This window comes from Pseudomonas sp. 3JA (genome assembly GCF_036961705.1).
GTDB lineage: Bacteria > Pseudomonadota > Gammaproteobacteria > Pseudomonadales > Pseudomonadaceae > Aquipseudomonas > Aquipseudomonas fluorescens_Q.
On sequence record NZ_JBAMDJ010000059.1, the window covers coordinates 1 to 14,802 of the forward strand.

Sequence of the window (14,802 nt, forward strand, 5' to 3'; positions counted from 1 at the left end):
GGAGTGAGGGCATGCCGAGCCTAGGCGAGGCACCGAGTGGTGGGGCAAAAGCGTTTTGCTTACTTTTGCGCTTCTCAAAAGTGAGCCGCCGTCAGGGCGGAACCCTAAGTGGCCGTTACCGCAGCAACGGATATGTACCCGATCAACACCAATACCACTGACGATCAAGCAATGACCGGCGCGCAGTGCCAATCCAACTGCGCCGCCGCCACGGGCCGGCCAAACCAGTAGCCCTGCCCCTGCTCACACGCCTGTCCCAGCAAAAATGCCGCCTGCTCACGCTGCTCGATGCCCTCGGCATGCACCTGCATGCCCATGCTGTGGGCCAGGGCGATGATCACTCGGACGATCGCCGCGTCATCCTCATCCCACGGTAACCCCGCGACAAAACCCTGATCGATCTTCAGCTTCTGCACCGGCAAACGCTTAAGCCGCAGCAACGACGAATAGCCCGTCCCGAAATCGTCGATAGCCAGGCGCACGCCCAGCTCCCGCAGGCGATGCATCTGCTCCAGCGCAACCTCCGGGTCATCCATCACCGCGCTTTCCGTCACTTCCAGCTCCAGGCAACCCGGATCCAGGCCCGTGTCGTGCAACACCTGCGCGACCTGGTCATACAACTCGCGACGCGCAAACAACCGACTCGATACGTTGACGGCGACAAACGACAGCGCCACGCCGGCCTGCTGCCACTGGCACATTTGCCGGCAGGCCTGGTCCATGACCCAGGCATCGACCTGGGCAATTAGGCCGGTACGTTCAGCAATGGGAATGAACTCGGCCGGCGACACCAATCCACGCGTGGGATGCTCCCATCGCACCAGCGCCTCGACACCGATCAGACGACTGGTCGCCAAGTCGTGGACTGGCTGGTAGTGAACGCGCAACTCCTGTTGCTGCAGCGCGCGCCGCAATTCGAAGGCAATCTCGACCCGCTGCTGGGCGTGGGCGGTGAGTTCTTCGGTGTACAAGGCGTAGCCGTCGCGTCCGGCGCTCTTGGCCTTGAACAACGCCGAATCGGCATTGCGCAGCAGCTGCCCGGCGCTCAGGGCATCGCCGGGAAACAGGCTGATACCGATGCTGGCATTGATGAACAATGCATGGTCATCGAACCGCAGGGGCTCTTTCAAGGCGTCCAGGATGCGCCGGGCCAGCGCCGCTGCCTGGCCTGGCTGCGAGCAGTTTTCCACCAGCACCGCAAATTCGTCGCCCCCCAGCCGGGCCAGGGTCACGCCCGGCGCAAAAAGCCCGCGAAACCGCTCGGCCACGCCTTTGAGCAACTCATCGCCCACGTTGTGACCCAGGCTGTCATTGATGTTCTTGAAGTGATCCAGGTCCAGCAGCAACAGGGCACAGCCACGCTTGTGCAACTGCGCCGACGCCAGGGCCTGCTCGGTACGATCGGAAAACAGCAGGCGGTTGGGCAAGCCGGTCAGCGGGTCGTGATGGGCCAGGTAGGCCAGTTCGTGCTCGGAATCCTTGATGGCACTGATATCAGAAAACACCGCGACATAATGGCTGACCTCGCCGCTGTCGTCGCGAATGACGCGGATCGTCTGCCACTGCGGGTAGATCTCACCGCTTTTACGCCGATTCCAGATCTCGCCGCTCCACTCCCCCTGGCTGTCCAGGGAGGTAAACATGTCGCGATAGAAATCCGTCCCATGACGACCGGACTTGAACAGGCTGGGGCGCTGGCCCAGCACTTCATCCCGCACATAACCGGTGATCGCCATGAAGGCCCGGTTCACGTGCACAATCAGGCCGTTGCGGTCGGTCACCAACACCCCTTCGCGGGTGCAATCGAAGACGGCGGCAGCCTGGCGCAGACGCTCGCGATCGGCGCCGTGCTCACCCTTGGCGAAAAATCGCGAGATCCGCGCCCGCGCCAAGAAGATCAACCCGGCGCTGAGCAGGACCCAGGCATAGCCGTTGATCAGCAGCCAGCGTTGTCTGTCAGCGAATTGATCGAAGAAACTGCTCAATAAATAACCAATCAGCTGCAGCCAGACGACTGACAACACGAGGTAAAGCAGCGCTACGCGCATGGCACTGCGTTGATAAGCAGGCATTCGGCCATCCATGTCCCTACAGAGAGGTGGGGATTATAGAGGAAGAAACATTCAGCCACTCTTATCTGAAAGGCCGACTGGTTTTATCTGTAGGGCCGGTGATAATGCAACGGCTGTTTCTATCTTTATCGAGGGCCCTACAGCCTATGTGGTACGAAGGTTTTCTTGGCTTGTCGGCCTGGTCACTGGTGGCAGTCACCCTGCTGATGACCCACGTCACGATCATTGCCGTCACGGTCTACCTGCACCGTTATTCGGCGCACCGCTCCCTGGAGCTCAATGCCGGCCTCAAACATTTCTTCCGCTTCTGGCTGTGGCTGACCACGGCACAGAACACCCGCGAGTGGACCGCCATCCACCGCAAGCACCACGCCAAATGCGAAACCGAGGATGACCCTCACAGTCCGGTCATCAAGGGTTTGTCCACCGTGCTGCGCAAAGGCGCCGAGCTGTATCGCGCCGAGGCGGAAAACCCGGAAACCCTGCGCATCTACGGCAAGAACTGCCCCGACGACTGGATCGAGCGCAACCTCTACAGCCGCTTCCCGCTGCTGGGCGTGGCGATCATGGGCATCATCGACCTGCTGTTGTTCGGTACCATCGGCATCACTATCTGGGCCATCCAGATGATGTGGATCCCCGTCTGGGCCGCTGGCGTGGTCAATGGCCTGGGCCATGCCGTGGGCTACCGCAACTTCGAATGCCGCGACGCGGCGACCAACCTGGTGCCCTGGGGCATCCTGATCGGCGGCGAAGAACTGCACAACAACCACCACACCTACCCCAACTCGGCCAAGCTGTCGGTACGCAAATGGGAGTTCGACCTGGGCTGGGCCTGGATACGGGTGTTCAGTATCCTGCGCCTGGCCAAGGTCCAGCGGGTTGCGCCGATCGCCCACCGGGTCGAAGGCAAGGGCCACCTGGACATGGACACGGCCATGGCGATTCTCAACAACCGTTTCCAGATCATGGCGCAGTACCGCCGGCTGGTCATCGCGCCGCTGGTCAAGCAGGAACTGGAAAAGGTCGATCACTCGGTGCGTCACCAGTTCCACAGGGCCAAACGCCTGCTGTCGCGGGAAACCAGCCTGCTGGACGAGCGTCACCACGTGCGCATCCAGAACATGCTCGAACACAGCCAGGCGCTGAAGGTGATCTACGAGAAACGCCTGGCCTTGCAGCAGATCTGGGTCAAGACCAGCAGCAACGGCCACGACATGCTCGCCGCCATCAAGGAATGGGTCCACGAGGCCGAGGCTAGCGGCATCCAGTCCCTGCGCGAGTTTGCCGACCAACTCAAGACCTACTCGCTACGGCCTGCTACGGCCTGACCAGGCAACGCCAGCACTGTGGACAGGGGCTTTTTTGTGGCGAGGGAGCTTGCTCCCGCTGGGCTGCGCAGCAGCCCTTCCTTTCTTGTGAGCGCTTCGCGCTCAAGCGGGAGCAAGCTCCCTCGCCACAGGTCCAACACTTGGCACCTGACTCGCTAAATCCCCACGCCCTTCGTCGCCTGAAAAGGAACTTCGCCCCAAATCTCCTATCTCAAAGAGCACTTCGCCATCCAGGCGGGTTTTGGAGAAAGCGCGTGCGAACCAATAGCAGTGCATGCTCTTTGAGATTTGTGCCGATGGTCGACAAGAACCTACAGGATTACTCCCTACCTCATTGGCCCGAGGCAGCCCAGACGCTCATGGCGCTGATGCATGCCCAGGGCGAAGTGGCGCGCCTGAGCGAGCGTGAGCAGCTGTTCAGCTCGTTGCTGGTCAGCGTCAATGCCGTGCTGTGGGCGTTCAACTGGGAAACCCGGCAGGTGCTGTATGTCAGCCCCGCCTACGAGCGGATCTTCGGCCGCCCCGCCGGCCTGGTCCTGGCTGACTTCAACGAATGGCGCGACGCCATTTACCCCGACGACCTGGAGTACGCCGAGCGCAGCCTGGCCGAGGTTTTGGTCAAAGGCGCCGTCGAAGACCGTGAATACCGCATCATTGCCGGCAACGGCCAAATCCGCTGGCTGAGCGACAAATGCTTCATCAACCGCAAGGCCGAGCCAGGGCAACCGGTGATTGTGGTAGGCATTGCCGAAGACATCACCGAAAAGAAGCTGCTGGAAAGCGAACTGCAGCGCCTGGCGACCACCGACGTGCTGACCCAAAGCAGCAATCGTCGGCATTTCTTCGAATGCGCCCACCGCGAGTTCGAGCAGGCACGGCTACAAGGTATGCCCATGGCGTTCCTGTTGCTGGACATCGATGACTTCAAGGTGATCAACGACACCTACGGCCATCAGGAAGGCGATACCGTGTTGCAGAGAATCGCCGAAAGCGGGCGGTCCGTGCTCCGGCGCGGTGACCTGTTCGGGCGGATCGGCGGCGAAGAGTTCGCCGCGGTGTTCCCCGGCTGCCCCCCGGACATGGCGCTGCAAGTGGCCGAGCGGTTGCAACGGGAAATCCAGCGCCTGATGTTCCGCTGCGGTGAACAGAGTTTCGGCATTACCGTCAGCCAGGGCCTGACCGGCATTACCCCCGAAGACCAGTCCCTCGACAGCCTGTTCGCCCGCGCCGACGCAGCCATGTACGAAGCCAAGCGCAAAGGGAAGAACCGCATCATCGCGGCTTGACGCCAATCGCAGTGCTGTTGAGCCCAGTCATGCCGCTCCCACAGCTCTGGTTTCGAGGCGGATGCGAAATTCCGAGCCACCGACAATCCCCTGTGGCGAGGGAGCTTGCTCCCGCTCGGCTGCGCAGCAGTCGCAAAACCGAACAACGCGTTCTGCCTGTAAGCATGCTGAGGGCCTGCTGCGCAGGCCAGCGGGAGCAAGCTCCCTCGCCACAGGTTCTTGGCCTGTCTGGACTGCCACCATCGCGAGCAAGAATGAGTCGGCGGTCCTACTTGCGGCGCAACCGCGTCAACTCCGGCAAGCCGATCTTCAGCAACCGCGCCGTGCGGCCACGGGCCAGTTCTTCAAGGCCCTCATGCGCGGGCAGATGCGCCATCTGCGCTGCCATGTTCATCACCAAGGCTTCACGGGAATACACCCCGCCCCCCAAGTTATAGACCGCCGCGATCAACTCCCGCAGCTCCAAGGGCAGACGCCAGCGGGCACGTAACGCCGAGCCGAAACTGGCGCCGAACATGTCCAGCGAGTCGCCAACTTCTTCCGGCTCGTCCAGCTCGCCACCGGCCTGTTTCCACTCTTCCAAGCAGCGCAGCAACGCCAGGTCGCCCAGGCGATGCAACAAGCCGGCGCAATAGCAGCGCTCCTGCTCCAGGTCCAGCAAGCGCGCCATCGTCCGGGCGTATTCGGCCGTGTGCAGCGACAGCTCCCAGTAACGCTCGGCATAGTCCGCCAGGCATGGGACGCTGAGCCGGGCGCAGCGTTTGAGGGTCAGGGCGAGGATCAGGTTCATGCTTGGTCCGGAACCAAGCTGGTGCAGCGCCTGGGCCACCGTCTGCACCGGGCCACCGCCCTGATGCTGGGCAGCGCTGTTGGCCGCCGCGATCAGCACGGCGGTAATTTGCGGGTCGGTGCGGATTTCTTCTTCGAGCAGTTTCAGGTCCAGGCCGCCGGGGTTGAGGCTGCGCTTGACCGCCACTTGCACATCGGTCATCAAGGGCGCGCCCTCGGACAGGTCACGCCGACGTTCCAGGAAGGTGAGCAAGGTCAACGCCGGCCCCGGAACCGGCGCATCGTTGGAAGTTTCTTCACCGCCGTTCACTAACAACCCCTGCAAACGCTGGGTCAGGTTGTCCCGGTTCAAGGGTTTGGTCAGATACGCGGTCGGCGCCAGCGGCAAGACCTCGCGCACGCTGGCGCTGTCATTACGCCGACTCATCAGGATGAACGGCAACGGCGGCGTGCGATGCTGCTGGCGAAGGCCACGCAGAATCGCCAGGCCATCAACCCCCGGCAGCTCCCAATCGGCGATCACCAGGTCGTAGGAATGCTTCGCCAGCAAATCCAAAGCCTCTTTGCCGTCGCCACAAGTGTCCACCCTGGCATCGTAGCGCACACCCGACAACACCTGCTCAAGCAGCTCACGGGACGCCGGATCGGCCTCGGCGATCAACACACGGGGTACAGCGGGTAAATCCACAGCAGTCATGCAGCATGCTCCCTTGCCATACTTGCACCTTAGACGTTGGTGGCCGTTCCAGACAGCTCAAAATCCACCAGATAGCTTCGCCAATATGAAAAAACCCGCCAGAAGGCGGGTTTTTGTGAATCAGCGCACAACCGTCACTCAGAGTTCGGAGAAGCACTCTTCGAGGATTGCCAGGCCTTTGTCCAGTTGCTCGTCCGGCGCGGTCAGCGGCACCAGCACCCGCAGAACGTTGCCGTAGGTGCCGCAGGACAGCAGGATCAGACCCTTGTCACGCGCCTTGGCCACGACCTGGGCTACCGCTGCCGCGTTCGGCTTGTGGGAGTCGCCGTTTTCGAACAGCTCCACGGCGATCATCGCGCCCAGGGCTCGCACGTCACCAATGACCGGGTACTTCTTCTGGATCGCCTTGAGGCCGGCCACCAGACGCTCGCCCACAGCCTTGCAGCGATCCAGCAGGTGTTCTTCTTCGAACACTTCCATCACCGCCAGCGCCGCCGCACAGGCGATCGGGCTACCGGCGTAGGTGCCGCCCAGGCCACCCGGCGCGATGGCATCCATGTACTCGGCCTTGCCGCACACACCGGCCAACGGGAAGCCGCCAGCGATGGATTTGGCGAAGGTGGTCAGGTCGGCGGCAACGCCCATCTGCTCCATGGCGAAGAAGGTGCCGGTACGACCGGCACCGGTCTGCACTTCGTCAGCGATCAGCAGGATGCCGTGCTGGTCGCACAAAGCGCGCAGGCGCTGCATGAATTCCTTGGGTGCTACATAGAAACCACCTTCGCCCTGTACCGGCTCGATGATGATTGCCGCGATGTCACGCGGTTCGGCGTCGTTCTTGAAGATGCGCTCGATGCTGGCGATGGAGTCGTCGATGCTCACACCGTGCAGTTCGTTCGGGTACAGCGCGCGGAAGATGCCGCCGGGCATCAGGCCCATGCCGGCCGAGTACGGCACGACTTTACCGGTCAGGCCCAGGGTCATCATGGTGCGACCGTGGTAAGCGCCGGTGAAGGCGATCACACCGGCACGGCCTGTGGCGGCGCGGGCGATTTTCACGGCGTTTTCCACCGCTTCCGAACCGGTGGTCACCAGCAGGGTTTTCTTGGCGAAATCACCCGGCACCTTGGCGTTGATTTTTTCACACAGTTCCACGTACGGCTCGTAGGCCAGGACCTGGAAGCAGGTGTGGGTCAGCTTGTTCAACTGTTCGGTCACGGCGGCGATGATTTTCGGGTGCACGTGACCGGTGTTCAGCACCGCGATGCCGCCGGAGAAGTCGATGAACTCACGACCTTCAACGTCGGTTACCGTGGCGTTCTTCGCCGATTCGGCAAAGATCGGGTGAATCTGGCCAACACCGCGTGGAACAGCGGCGGTACGGCGGGCCATCAGGTCTGCGTTGGTCTTGCTCATTAAAATGTCCTCATTCGCCGCTCATCGGTCGGCGTGGCTCAAGGAATACATGGCAGGGAGGCAACTGCGACAGCATGCGATGATCGACTGCCGCAGCGTTCCGGCCACAAGAAACAGAACAGGTGAAACGCGCAAAGGGACAGCGCTCTCGTGCCCTTTGCGCTTGAAGCGGATCAGATACCCAGGCAGAGGTATTTGATTTCCAGGTAATCCTCAATGCCGTACTTGGAACCTTCACGGCCCAGGCCCGAAGCCTTGATGCCGCCAAACGGCGCGACTTCGTTGGAGATCAAACCGGTATTGACGCCGACCATGCCGTATTCCAGGGCTTCAGCCACACGGAACACACGGCCCAGGTCGCGGGCATAGAAGTACGAGGCCAGGCCGAACTCGGTGTCGTTGGACATCGCGATCACTTCGGCTTCGTCTTTGAAGCGGAACAGCGGTGCCAGCGGGCCGAAGGTTTCTTCTTTCGCCACGGCGGCGTTCTTCGGTACGTTGGTCAGGATGGTCGGCTCGAAGAAGTTGCCTTCCATCGCCTTGCCGCCCGACAGCACGGTCGCGCCTTTGCTGACCGCATCGGCAATGTGTTCTTGTACTTTGGCGACCGCTTTCTCGTCGATCAAGGGACCGGTGGTGGTGCCATCGTCCAGGCCGTTGCCGATCTTGAGTTTGGCGACCGCTGCCTTGAGTTTTTCGGCGAACGCGTCGTACACCGAATCCTGGATGTACAGACGGTTGGCGCAGACGCAGGTCTGGCCGTTGTTGCGGTACTTGGAAATGATCGCGCCTTCGACGGCCTTATCCAGGTCCGCGTCGTCGAACACGATGAACGGCGCGTTGCCGCCCAGTTCCAGGGAGACTTTCTTGATGTCCTTGGCGCATTCGGCCATCAACTGGCGACCGATCTCGGTCGAGCCGGTGAAGGACAGCTTACGCACGATCGGGTTGCTGGTCAGCTCGCCGCCGATGTCGCCGGCGCTGCCGGTCACCACGCTCAACACGCCTTGCGGGATGCCGGCGCGGTGCGCCAGTTCCACCAGGGCCAGGGCCGAGAACGGGGTTTGCGAAGCCGGCTTGATGACCATGGTGCAACCGGCGGCCAGGGCCGGGCCGGCCTTACGGGTGATCATCGCGGCGGGAAAGTTCCACGGGGTAATGGCCGCGGTCACACCAATCGGCTGCTTGATCACGATCAGGCGCTTGTCGGGCTGGTGGCCGGGAATCACGTCACCGTAGATGCGCTTGGCTTCTTCGGCGAACCATTCGATGAACGAGGCGGCGTAGACGATTTCGCCCTTGGCTTCGGCCAGTGGCTTGCCTTGTTCCAGGGTCATCAGACGACCAAGGTCGTCCTGGTTTTCGATGAGCAATTCGTACCAGCGGCGCAGCTTGTTGGCGCGCTCCTTGGCGGTCAGTGCACGCCAGGCCGGCAGTGCCTTGTCGGCGGCTTCAATCGCCCGGCGGGTTTCGGCAGCGCCCATCTTCGGCACGGTGCCCAGCACTTCGCCCGTCGCCGGGTTGGTGACCTTGATCGTCTGACCATTGTCCGCATCGACCCAAGCGCCATCGATAAAGGCTTGCTGGCGGAACAACTGGGTGTCTTTAAGCTGCATGTCGGCTTTCCTTAACAGCACCGCGCGCACGCGGAGCGAATTAGATTTGTAGAAAAGGCGCCTCGGGGGCTGCCGTCAGGGAAATCATTCACCGGGCTGAAGCACAGAAATAACGCACATAAGCACAGACGTGCGGTTCAGCACCCAGACAAGAGCGTTTGAAATCTCAAACGAATCCTAGGGCCGATGGGGGTGAAGGACAATAGGCTGTTCGAAAAAAAGAACGAAAAAACCGAATTTGCCCGCTTTTTCTGATCAGCGTAGCCAAGAGCCGCCGAGCAGTGTGAAAACACCGACAAATCAGCAGCATGGACGCCCGCCATGCATATGAGTATCATGGCGCCCGCGTCGCACCAGTAGCTCAGCTGGATAGAGTACTGCCCTCCGAAGGCAGGGGTCGTGGGTTCGAATCCCGCCTGGTGCACCATCTTCAAAATCAAAAGCCCCAGGTCGCAAGACCTGGGGCTTTTTTGTGGGCGCTGGTTTTGTCAGCGCTCAGGAGCTATCAGTGGTCCAGCTTGACCTCCAGTTGCTCCGGAGCCGGCTCAATATTCCCCAAGGATTTCGTAACCAACCCGCATTTCTGGGCCTTAGAATAAAGACCCGCGTCATGAGTCCAGATTTCATCGGCATTGGTTGCCAAAGCAATAGAAATGATCTGACGATCAAACCGTAACTTGGCTTTGGTAGCAGCAGGATCAAGCACCTTCAACTCGTTATCATCGACCATACGGGCACATTCGACCGCCGCAATCTGGTCAAACGATACGATCTCAAAACACGAAAGGCCGTTTATGACATCCAGATGGCTCTGGTGAAAATTTCGATCGACACCAACCAAATACTCAGCCAACGCAGGTGTTGGGATCAGCACCGTTCCACCTCTGGCATCGACCAGTTCGATTAGGGCTTCAGCCCTAGCCTCCGCCCGATCAACATTATGACCAGTGGCAGGATCAACCAGAACGATACCGTCCTTTGCATTTCCCAAGGCTTGAACGAGGACATTGGTATCGAGAACTATGCGCACCTCATCCCCTTAAGTTCTGGATCGTTCCATGAGGATCATCCATCTCGCTCCACGTGATGCCACCGAGTTCCTTTAGCTGGGTCACCGCACTGCGCAACGAGGTTTTTTCAAGTTTTTCATAGGATTGAATGAACATTTTGCGCAGCCGCCAACCGCCATGCGGCCGACTTTCCCATTCTCCCTTGCCATGAACGCGAACGTACTTGAACAGAAGCTTGCCCAACTGTTCAGCCAGTGCTGTATCGGCTTCACAAAGAAGAGTTTCGCCACCCGCGCCCTCAAGCCGGACAGGAACCGTCTCATCCTTCCCACCAACGACATACAGGCGTCCCTGTACGCTGCCTTGTTTGATGATAACCATGGGAGGAGGAGCGGTCTTTGCTTTGGGAAACTGGAGAATGTTCGCATCATCCGCTGCCTGAAGGACGCCATCTACTCGATCTTGCTCCATCAGCGCGGATAGCTGCACGTAGGCTTTTCTCGCGCGCTTAGGACCAATCCCCTGAGCGGCCTCCCGCACCCTGTTCAAGACGTGTGGGTACGTCTCGTCTTCCACCCACGTATTCAGGCAGACACAACCTTCGGTGACAGAGTCAAAATGAACATGATCTTGGGAGCCGAAAAGCTCAGCGAGCTCACACAGATAATCCGTCAAGCGAGCCATTGAGAGCTTGCTTGGGTCGGTTCCGTCGAGTTCGAGCATCAGCTTTTTCATGCTGGCGAGTATAGTTCCGCTCAAGTGTTCCTGCTATGGCTGCATTTGTAACCCGATACCGAGCATCAACCGCCTGAAAAGCGACCCTTCACTTTTTGGATCGGAAACGTTAATGCCCAGGGCTTTTGTAAGCGCTGATCACTCAACGCTTGCGCAATGCCTCCAACCGCGCCGGCAAGTCCTCCTCAGGAAAGCGCTTGTGCAATGCCAGCAACTTTTCATCAGCAGCCTTGCTCTCACCCGCCTCGCGCAAAAGCAGGATTTCCATCAGGCCCTGCTCCAGCGATGGCAGTGCAGCCGGCGCCGATTTGCTCATTTTCGCCGCAGGCTTTTCCGCCAACGATTGCATCGGACTTGCCGGGACCCGGGCCAGTTCGCCCTGGGGCGCCATGCGGATAATCGGGGCGGGGGCGGGCATGGCCGGCGGCGGTGCAGCGGCAATGGCGGGCGCTTGCCGATCGGCGGAAAACTCCATCGAGGCGGGTGAGGACAGTTCGTCGTGGGGCACGGGCGAGCGCAGCACCAGGCCGATCATCAGCGCCACGCCGGCGACCGTGGCGAATGCCATTTGCCAGCGCGGCCGTTGACAGGCTTGCAACCAGCGCTGCCACAGGCTTGGCGCGGGCGTCGGGGCTTCGCGGCGGGCGGCGGCCAGGATGAAAGCGTCCAGGGAAGCTGGCGGCTCGCCGCTGGTGTGTTGGCGGAAATGCTCGATCAGCACTTCGTCGTTGGGATCCGGGGTGTGTTTGGAGTCGATCATGCGGGTACCTCCTCGGCCAGCAGTCGCTGCAACTTCTGCTGGGCGTAACGCAAGCGGCTCTTGACCGTTTCCAGTGGGGCGCCGGTCAAGGCAGCAATCTGTGGCAACTCCAGGTCGCCGTGCAGGCGCAGCAGGAAGACTTCTCGCTGATCCTCGGGCAAGGCCTGCAACGCTGCTTCGAGACGCGCCTGGTCGCGGCTCAGGCTCAGCTGCTGCTCAGGGCCGCTGGTGTCGTCGGGCTGGACGTGAAGCTGCTCGTCGTAGCTGTCGTGCAACGGATTGTGGACACCCTGTTTGCGCCAGTGATCGATCAAGCGGTTGCGGGCAATCTGGAACAACCAGGTGCGAAAACTCGCCCGCCCTTGTGGCTGGGTCGCGCTGCGGATCAGGCTGAGCCAGGTGTCCTGGAAGATTTCCTCGGCCAGTTCGGCCTTGTTGCTCAAGGACACGAGAAAACGATAAAGCCCCTGGCGATGGCGGGCGTACAGGACTTCAAAGGAAGCCCCGTCGCCGTTGCGGTATCGGGCCAGCAGCGATTCATCGCTGGGAGGATCAATCGGTGCGGACATGTAGGTGACGAACTCCTTTCAGGGTGCAGGTTTGAGGCTCTGGGCAAGCTCCACCAACTGCACAAACTCGGCACGCAGCCCGAACGGATCATCACCGCGGGCGGAACGGGCCAGTTGCGCCGTGTCCTTCAAGCTCATCGTCCCAGTGTAACGCCCATCACCCTTGAGCTGTTGGGCGAAGGCCGCCACGGCGGCCGAGAAGCGTAAGTCATCGCTGGTCTTGCCTTCGCTCTGAGCACTTGCGATAGGGTGCTCAATCAAGCGGCTGCCGCCACCTTCAGCGGGCTTGTAGCGTACGCGCAACATCGCCAATTCCCCTGACGGGCCATCCTGCTTGGGTGTGTTGGCATAGCGCAGCGGCTCCAACCAACCCGGCTGGCCCTTCGGGACAATTTCATACAAGGCCGTCACCGTATGCCCGGCACCTATCTCGCCCGCGTCGACCTTGTCGTTGTTGAAATCCTCACGCTTGAGCGCACGGTTCTCATAACCGAGCAGGCGATACTCGCTGACCTGGGCAGGGTTGAATTCCACCTGTAACTTCACATCCCGCGCCACCACCGCCAGGGTGGAGCTGAGCTGGTCGACCAAGACTTTACGCGCCTCGAGCAGGTTGTCGATGTAGGCGTAGTTACCGTCACCAGCATCGGCCAATTGCTCCATCAGGTGTTCGTTGTAGTTATCCACACCGAAGCCCAGCGTCGTCAGGGAGACGCCGCTTTTACGCTGGTCCACCGCCATCTGCTTGAGGCTGTCGAAATCACTGACGCCAACGTTGAAGTCGCCATCGGTGGCCAGCAGGATGCGGTTGATGCCTTTGTCGATGAAGCTCTCCCGGGCCATCTGGTAGGCCAGTTCGATACCCGAGGCCCCCGCGGTGGAACCACCGGCGTCGAGTTGATCGATGGCGTTGTGGATTGTCACCTTGTCGCGCCCCGAGGTGGGCTTGAGCACCACCCGGGATTCACCGGCATAGACCACCAGGGATACCCGGTCCTGATCGCGCAATTGATCCACCAGCAGTTTCAGCGTGCTCTTGACCAGCGGCAGGCCTTCGCGACGGTCCATGGAGCCGGAAACGTCCACCAGGAAGACCAGGTTGGCCGGCGCCAGATCCGCCACGGCGCGGTCGCTGGCCTTGATGCCGATGCGCAGCAAACGGGTGTGGGGGTTCCACGGTGAGGGGGCGACTTCGGTCGTCACACCGAAGGGTGAACCGTCGCTGGGCAGGGCATAGTGGTAAGGGAAATAGTTGACCATTTCCTCCAGCCGAACAGCCCCTTCGGGCGGCAGGCTGCCTTGATTGAGGAAACGTCGCACATTGGCATAACTTCCGGTGTCGACATCCACGCTGAAGGTCGAGACCGGCGTTTCGGCGACGCTATGGATGGGGTTGTCCGGCAGTTTTGCGTACTGCTCGCGCGGTTCGGTGCGGTAATCCCCGGCGATGGCATCGTTCGCCATGCCAGGGGCGGGCATTGATGCCGGGGCGACCATGCGCTTGGCCATGGGTTGGCGCACGTAGGCGATCTCGCCTTGCGGTACAACGCTGGGTGCCACAGGCACCGGTTCGGATGGCTTGGCAGCCTCCCGGGAAGACAACCCACAACCGGTCAACGCCACCAGCAAAGTCACGGCGAAGCCTTGGGCAGCAGGACGCATAAAGGGAAGTGGACGGAACATGGGCTGAACCTCGTGAATGAATGATTCGTACACAAGCTCAGACGCAAGGCACACGAGGTTCGGGTTAACGATCAGGAATTTTTTTTGGCACGCTGGAAAAACCGGGCTGGCCCCCTCAAGGTGGCCAGCCCGTTACCGCGATCGGACCAATCGCCAGCACGTTGCAGCAGGCATGGTTAGCGGGACGGAATGCCCCGCAGATCATCGGCGATGAATCCGCTCAAATGGCCGGTGTAATAGTCTTCGACATCGGAGTTGCCTCTGTTCGTCAGGGCGCCCGCGATGCCTCTCATGGCCTCGAGGTGCCCGATCGCCCCACCCGGCATCAGCCCCTGGCGGGCCTGGGCAAAGTGCAGCACTTCGACACCGGCCTTCTTCACCTTGACCTGATAATTGAAATCGACACTGGCCAGGTACGTACCGTCGGCGACGATTTTGTTCATGAAACCACCTTGAGTGTCTTGAATACGGCGCGCATAGACGGCGTTGACGTCCAGCAGATAGTCAGCGGTTTCCTTGCTGGAGGCATAGCGATTGCCATCGAGCAGGCGGACGATCAGGTCGGTGTGCAACTGGTCACGGACTTTTTCGTCGGGCAGGAAACGTTCGTTTTTGCCGACGACTTCAACGTTGAACGTGTCGATCCAATAGGTGGCGGTCTCGGGGATCGCCACCGGCGCAGGGGAAATGTAGTAGTCGGGCTTGGAAGCGCAACCGGCCATAAGACAGAGGGCCAGCAACAGGGTAAAAACTCGCATGTTTGAATTCGTCCTTGAGAGGTAGCGGCAGAATGGCGGCTGCATTCTACGGGGTTTGTATGAGCGCTCAAGTTGTTTGG

General features: G+C 60.7%; 12 protein-coding genes and 1 tRNA gene. 3 read left to right on the forward strand and 10 right to left on the reverse strand.

Translation table 11 applies throughout. The annotated features are described in order from the left end of the window. Window positions 1–164 precede the first annotated feature (164 nt). Window positions 165–2,072, reverse strand: coding sequence for a phosphodiesterase DibA (dibA, locus tag V7773_RS28425; protein WP_336076310.1), 1,908 nt, complete (start codon window positions 2,070–2,072; stop codon window positions 165–167). Between the two features lie 146 nt (window positions 2,073–2,218). Here dibA and desA point away from each other — a divergent pair, with 146 nt between their 5' ends. Beyond that, complete coding sequence (desA, locus tag V7773_RS28430; protein ID WP_072347251.1) at window positions 2,219–3,403, forward strand: delta-9 fatty acid desaturase DesA; 1,185 nt, start codon at window positions 2,219–2,221, stop codon at window positions 3,401–3,403. 296 nt (window positions 3,404–3,699) lie between these two features. Then, window positions 3,700–4,689, forward strand: coding sequence for a GGDEF domain-containing protein (locus V7773_RS28435; RefSeq protein ID WP_057450587.1), 990 nt, complete (start codon window positions 3,700–3,702; stop codon window positions 4,687–4,689). 268 nt (window positions 4,690–4,957) lie between these two features. Here the strand turns inward: V7773_RS28435 and V7773_RS28440 are convergent, their stop codons facing one another. The 3 genes from V7773_RS28440 to gabD all read right to left on the reverse strand — a co-directional run bounded on the left by V7773_RS28440 (window position 4,958) and on the right by gabD (window position 9,207). Continuing rightward, entirely contained in the window at window positions 4,958–6,175 is a 1,218-nt protein-coding gene (locus V7773_RS28440; protein WP_336076311.1) for an HDOD domain-containing protein, read from the reverse strand. Window positions 6,176–6,313: 138 nt separating this feature from the next. Further along, window positions 6,314–7,591, reverse strand: a complete 1,278-nt coding sequence (gabT, locus tag V7773_RS28445; protein ID WP_336076312.1) for a 4-aminobutyrate--2-oxoglutarate transaminase — start codon at window positions 7,589–7,591, stop codon at window positions 6,314–6,316. A gap of 173 nt (window positions 7,592–7,764) precedes the next feature. Next, window positions 7,765–9,207, reverse strand: coding sequence for an NADP-dependent succinate-semialdehyde dehydrogenase (gene gabD, locus V7773_RS28450; protein WP_063323510.1), 1,443 nt, complete (start codon window positions 9,205–9,207; stop codon window positions 7,765–7,767). 350 nt (window positions 9,208–9,557) lie between these two features. Here gabD and V7773_RS28455 point away from each other — a divergent pair. Then, a tRNA-Arg gene (locus V7773_RS28455) sits at window positions 9,558–9,634 on the forward strand. A gap of 78 nt (window positions 9,635–9,712) precedes the next feature. On the opposite strand, the gene V7773_RS28460 is transcribed toward V7773_RS28455, so the two are convergent. From V7773_RS28460 to V7773_RS28485, 6 genes are all read right to left on the reverse strand, one after another. After that, the gene (locus V7773_RS28460) at window positions 9,713–10,237 is read right to left on the reverse strand and encodes a type II toxin-antitoxin system VapC family toxin (protein WP_072347243.1); all 525 of its coding nucleotides are present in this window, start codon (window positions 10,235–10,237) and stop codon (window positions 9,713–9,715) included. A 1-nt stretch (window position 10,238) separates the two neighbouring features. Continuing rightward, on the reverse strand, window positions 10,239–10,940 hold the full coding sequence (locus tag V7773_RS28465) for a hypothetical protein (RefSeq protein ID WP_256572450.1): 702 nt from the start codon (window positions 10,938–10,940) through the stop codon (window positions 10,239–10,241). Window positions 10,941–11,094: 154 nt separating this feature from the next. Further along, entirely contained in the window at window positions 11,095–11,712 is a 618-nt protein-coding gene (locus tag V7773_RS28470) for a hypothetical protein (protein WP_336076313.1), read from the reverse strand. Continuing rightward, entirely contained in the window at window positions 11,709–12,281 is a 573-nt protein-coding gene (locus tag V7773_RS28475) for an RNA polymerase sigma factor (protein ID WP_336076314.1), read from the reverse strand. The genes V7773_RS28470 and V7773_RS28475 overlap by 4 nt, the downstream gene beginning before the upstream one ends. 18 nt (window positions 12,282–12,299) lie before the next feature. Next, window positions 12,300–13,964, reverse strand: a complete 1,665-nt coding sequence (locus V7773_RS28480; protein ID WP_336076315.1) for a vWA domain-containing protein — start codon at window positions 13,962–13,964, stop codon at window positions 12,300–12,302. A gap of 176 nt (window positions 13,965–14,140) precedes the next feature. Then, entirely contained in the window at window positions 14,141–14,722 is a 582-nt protein-coding gene (locus V7773_RS28485; protein ID WP_336076316.1) for a hypothetical protein, read from the reverse strand. Window positions 14,723–14,802 lie beyond the last annotated feature (80 nt).

Bases quoted from the DNA above. Each gene is read 5' to 3' on its own strand.
- dibA (WP_336076310.1), bottom strand. From the start codon at position 2,072: ATGCCTGCTTATCAACGCAGTGCCATGCGCGTAGCGCTGCTTTACCTC.
- gabT (WP_336076312.1), bottom strand. From the start codon at position 7,591: ATGAGCAAGACCAACGCAGACCTGATGGCCCGCCGTACCGCCGCTGTT.
- gabD (WP_063323510.1), bottom strand. From the start codon at position 9,207: ATGCAGCTTAAAGACACCCAGTTGTTCCGCCAGCAAGCCTTTATCGAT.
- V7773_RS28465 (WP_256572450.1), bottom strand. From the start codon at position 10,940: ATGCTCGAACTCGACGGAACCGACCCAAGCAAGCTCTCAATGGCTCGC.
- V7773_RS28485 (WP_336076316.1), bottom strand. From the start codon at position 14,722: ATGCGAGTTTTTACCCTGTTGCTGGCCCTCTGTCTTATGGCCGGTTGC.
- V7773_RS28480 (WP_336076315.1), bottom strand. From the start codon at position 13,964: ATGTTCCGTCCACTTCCCTTTATGCGTCCTGCTGCCCAAGGCTTCGCC.
- V7773_RS28435 (WP_057450587.1), top strand. From the start codon at position 3,700: ATGGTCGACAAGAACCTACAGGATTACTCCCTACCTCATTGGCCCGAG.
- desA (WP_072347251.1), top strand. From the start codon at position 2,219: ATGTGGTACGAAGGTTTTCTTGGCTTGTCGGCCTGGTCACTGGTGGCA.
- V7773_RS28470 (WP_336076313.1), bottom strand. From the start codon at position 11,712: ATGATCGACTCCAAACACACCCCGGATCCCAACGACGAAGTGCTGATC.
- V7773_RS28475 (WP_336076314.1), bottom strand. From the start codon at position 12,281: ATGTCCGCACCGATTGATCCTCCCAGCGATGAATCGCTGCTGGCCCGA.
- V7773_RS28440 (WP_336076311.1), bottom strand. From the start codon at position 6,175: ATGACTGCTGTGGATTTACCCGCTGTACCCCGTGTGTTGATCGCCGAG.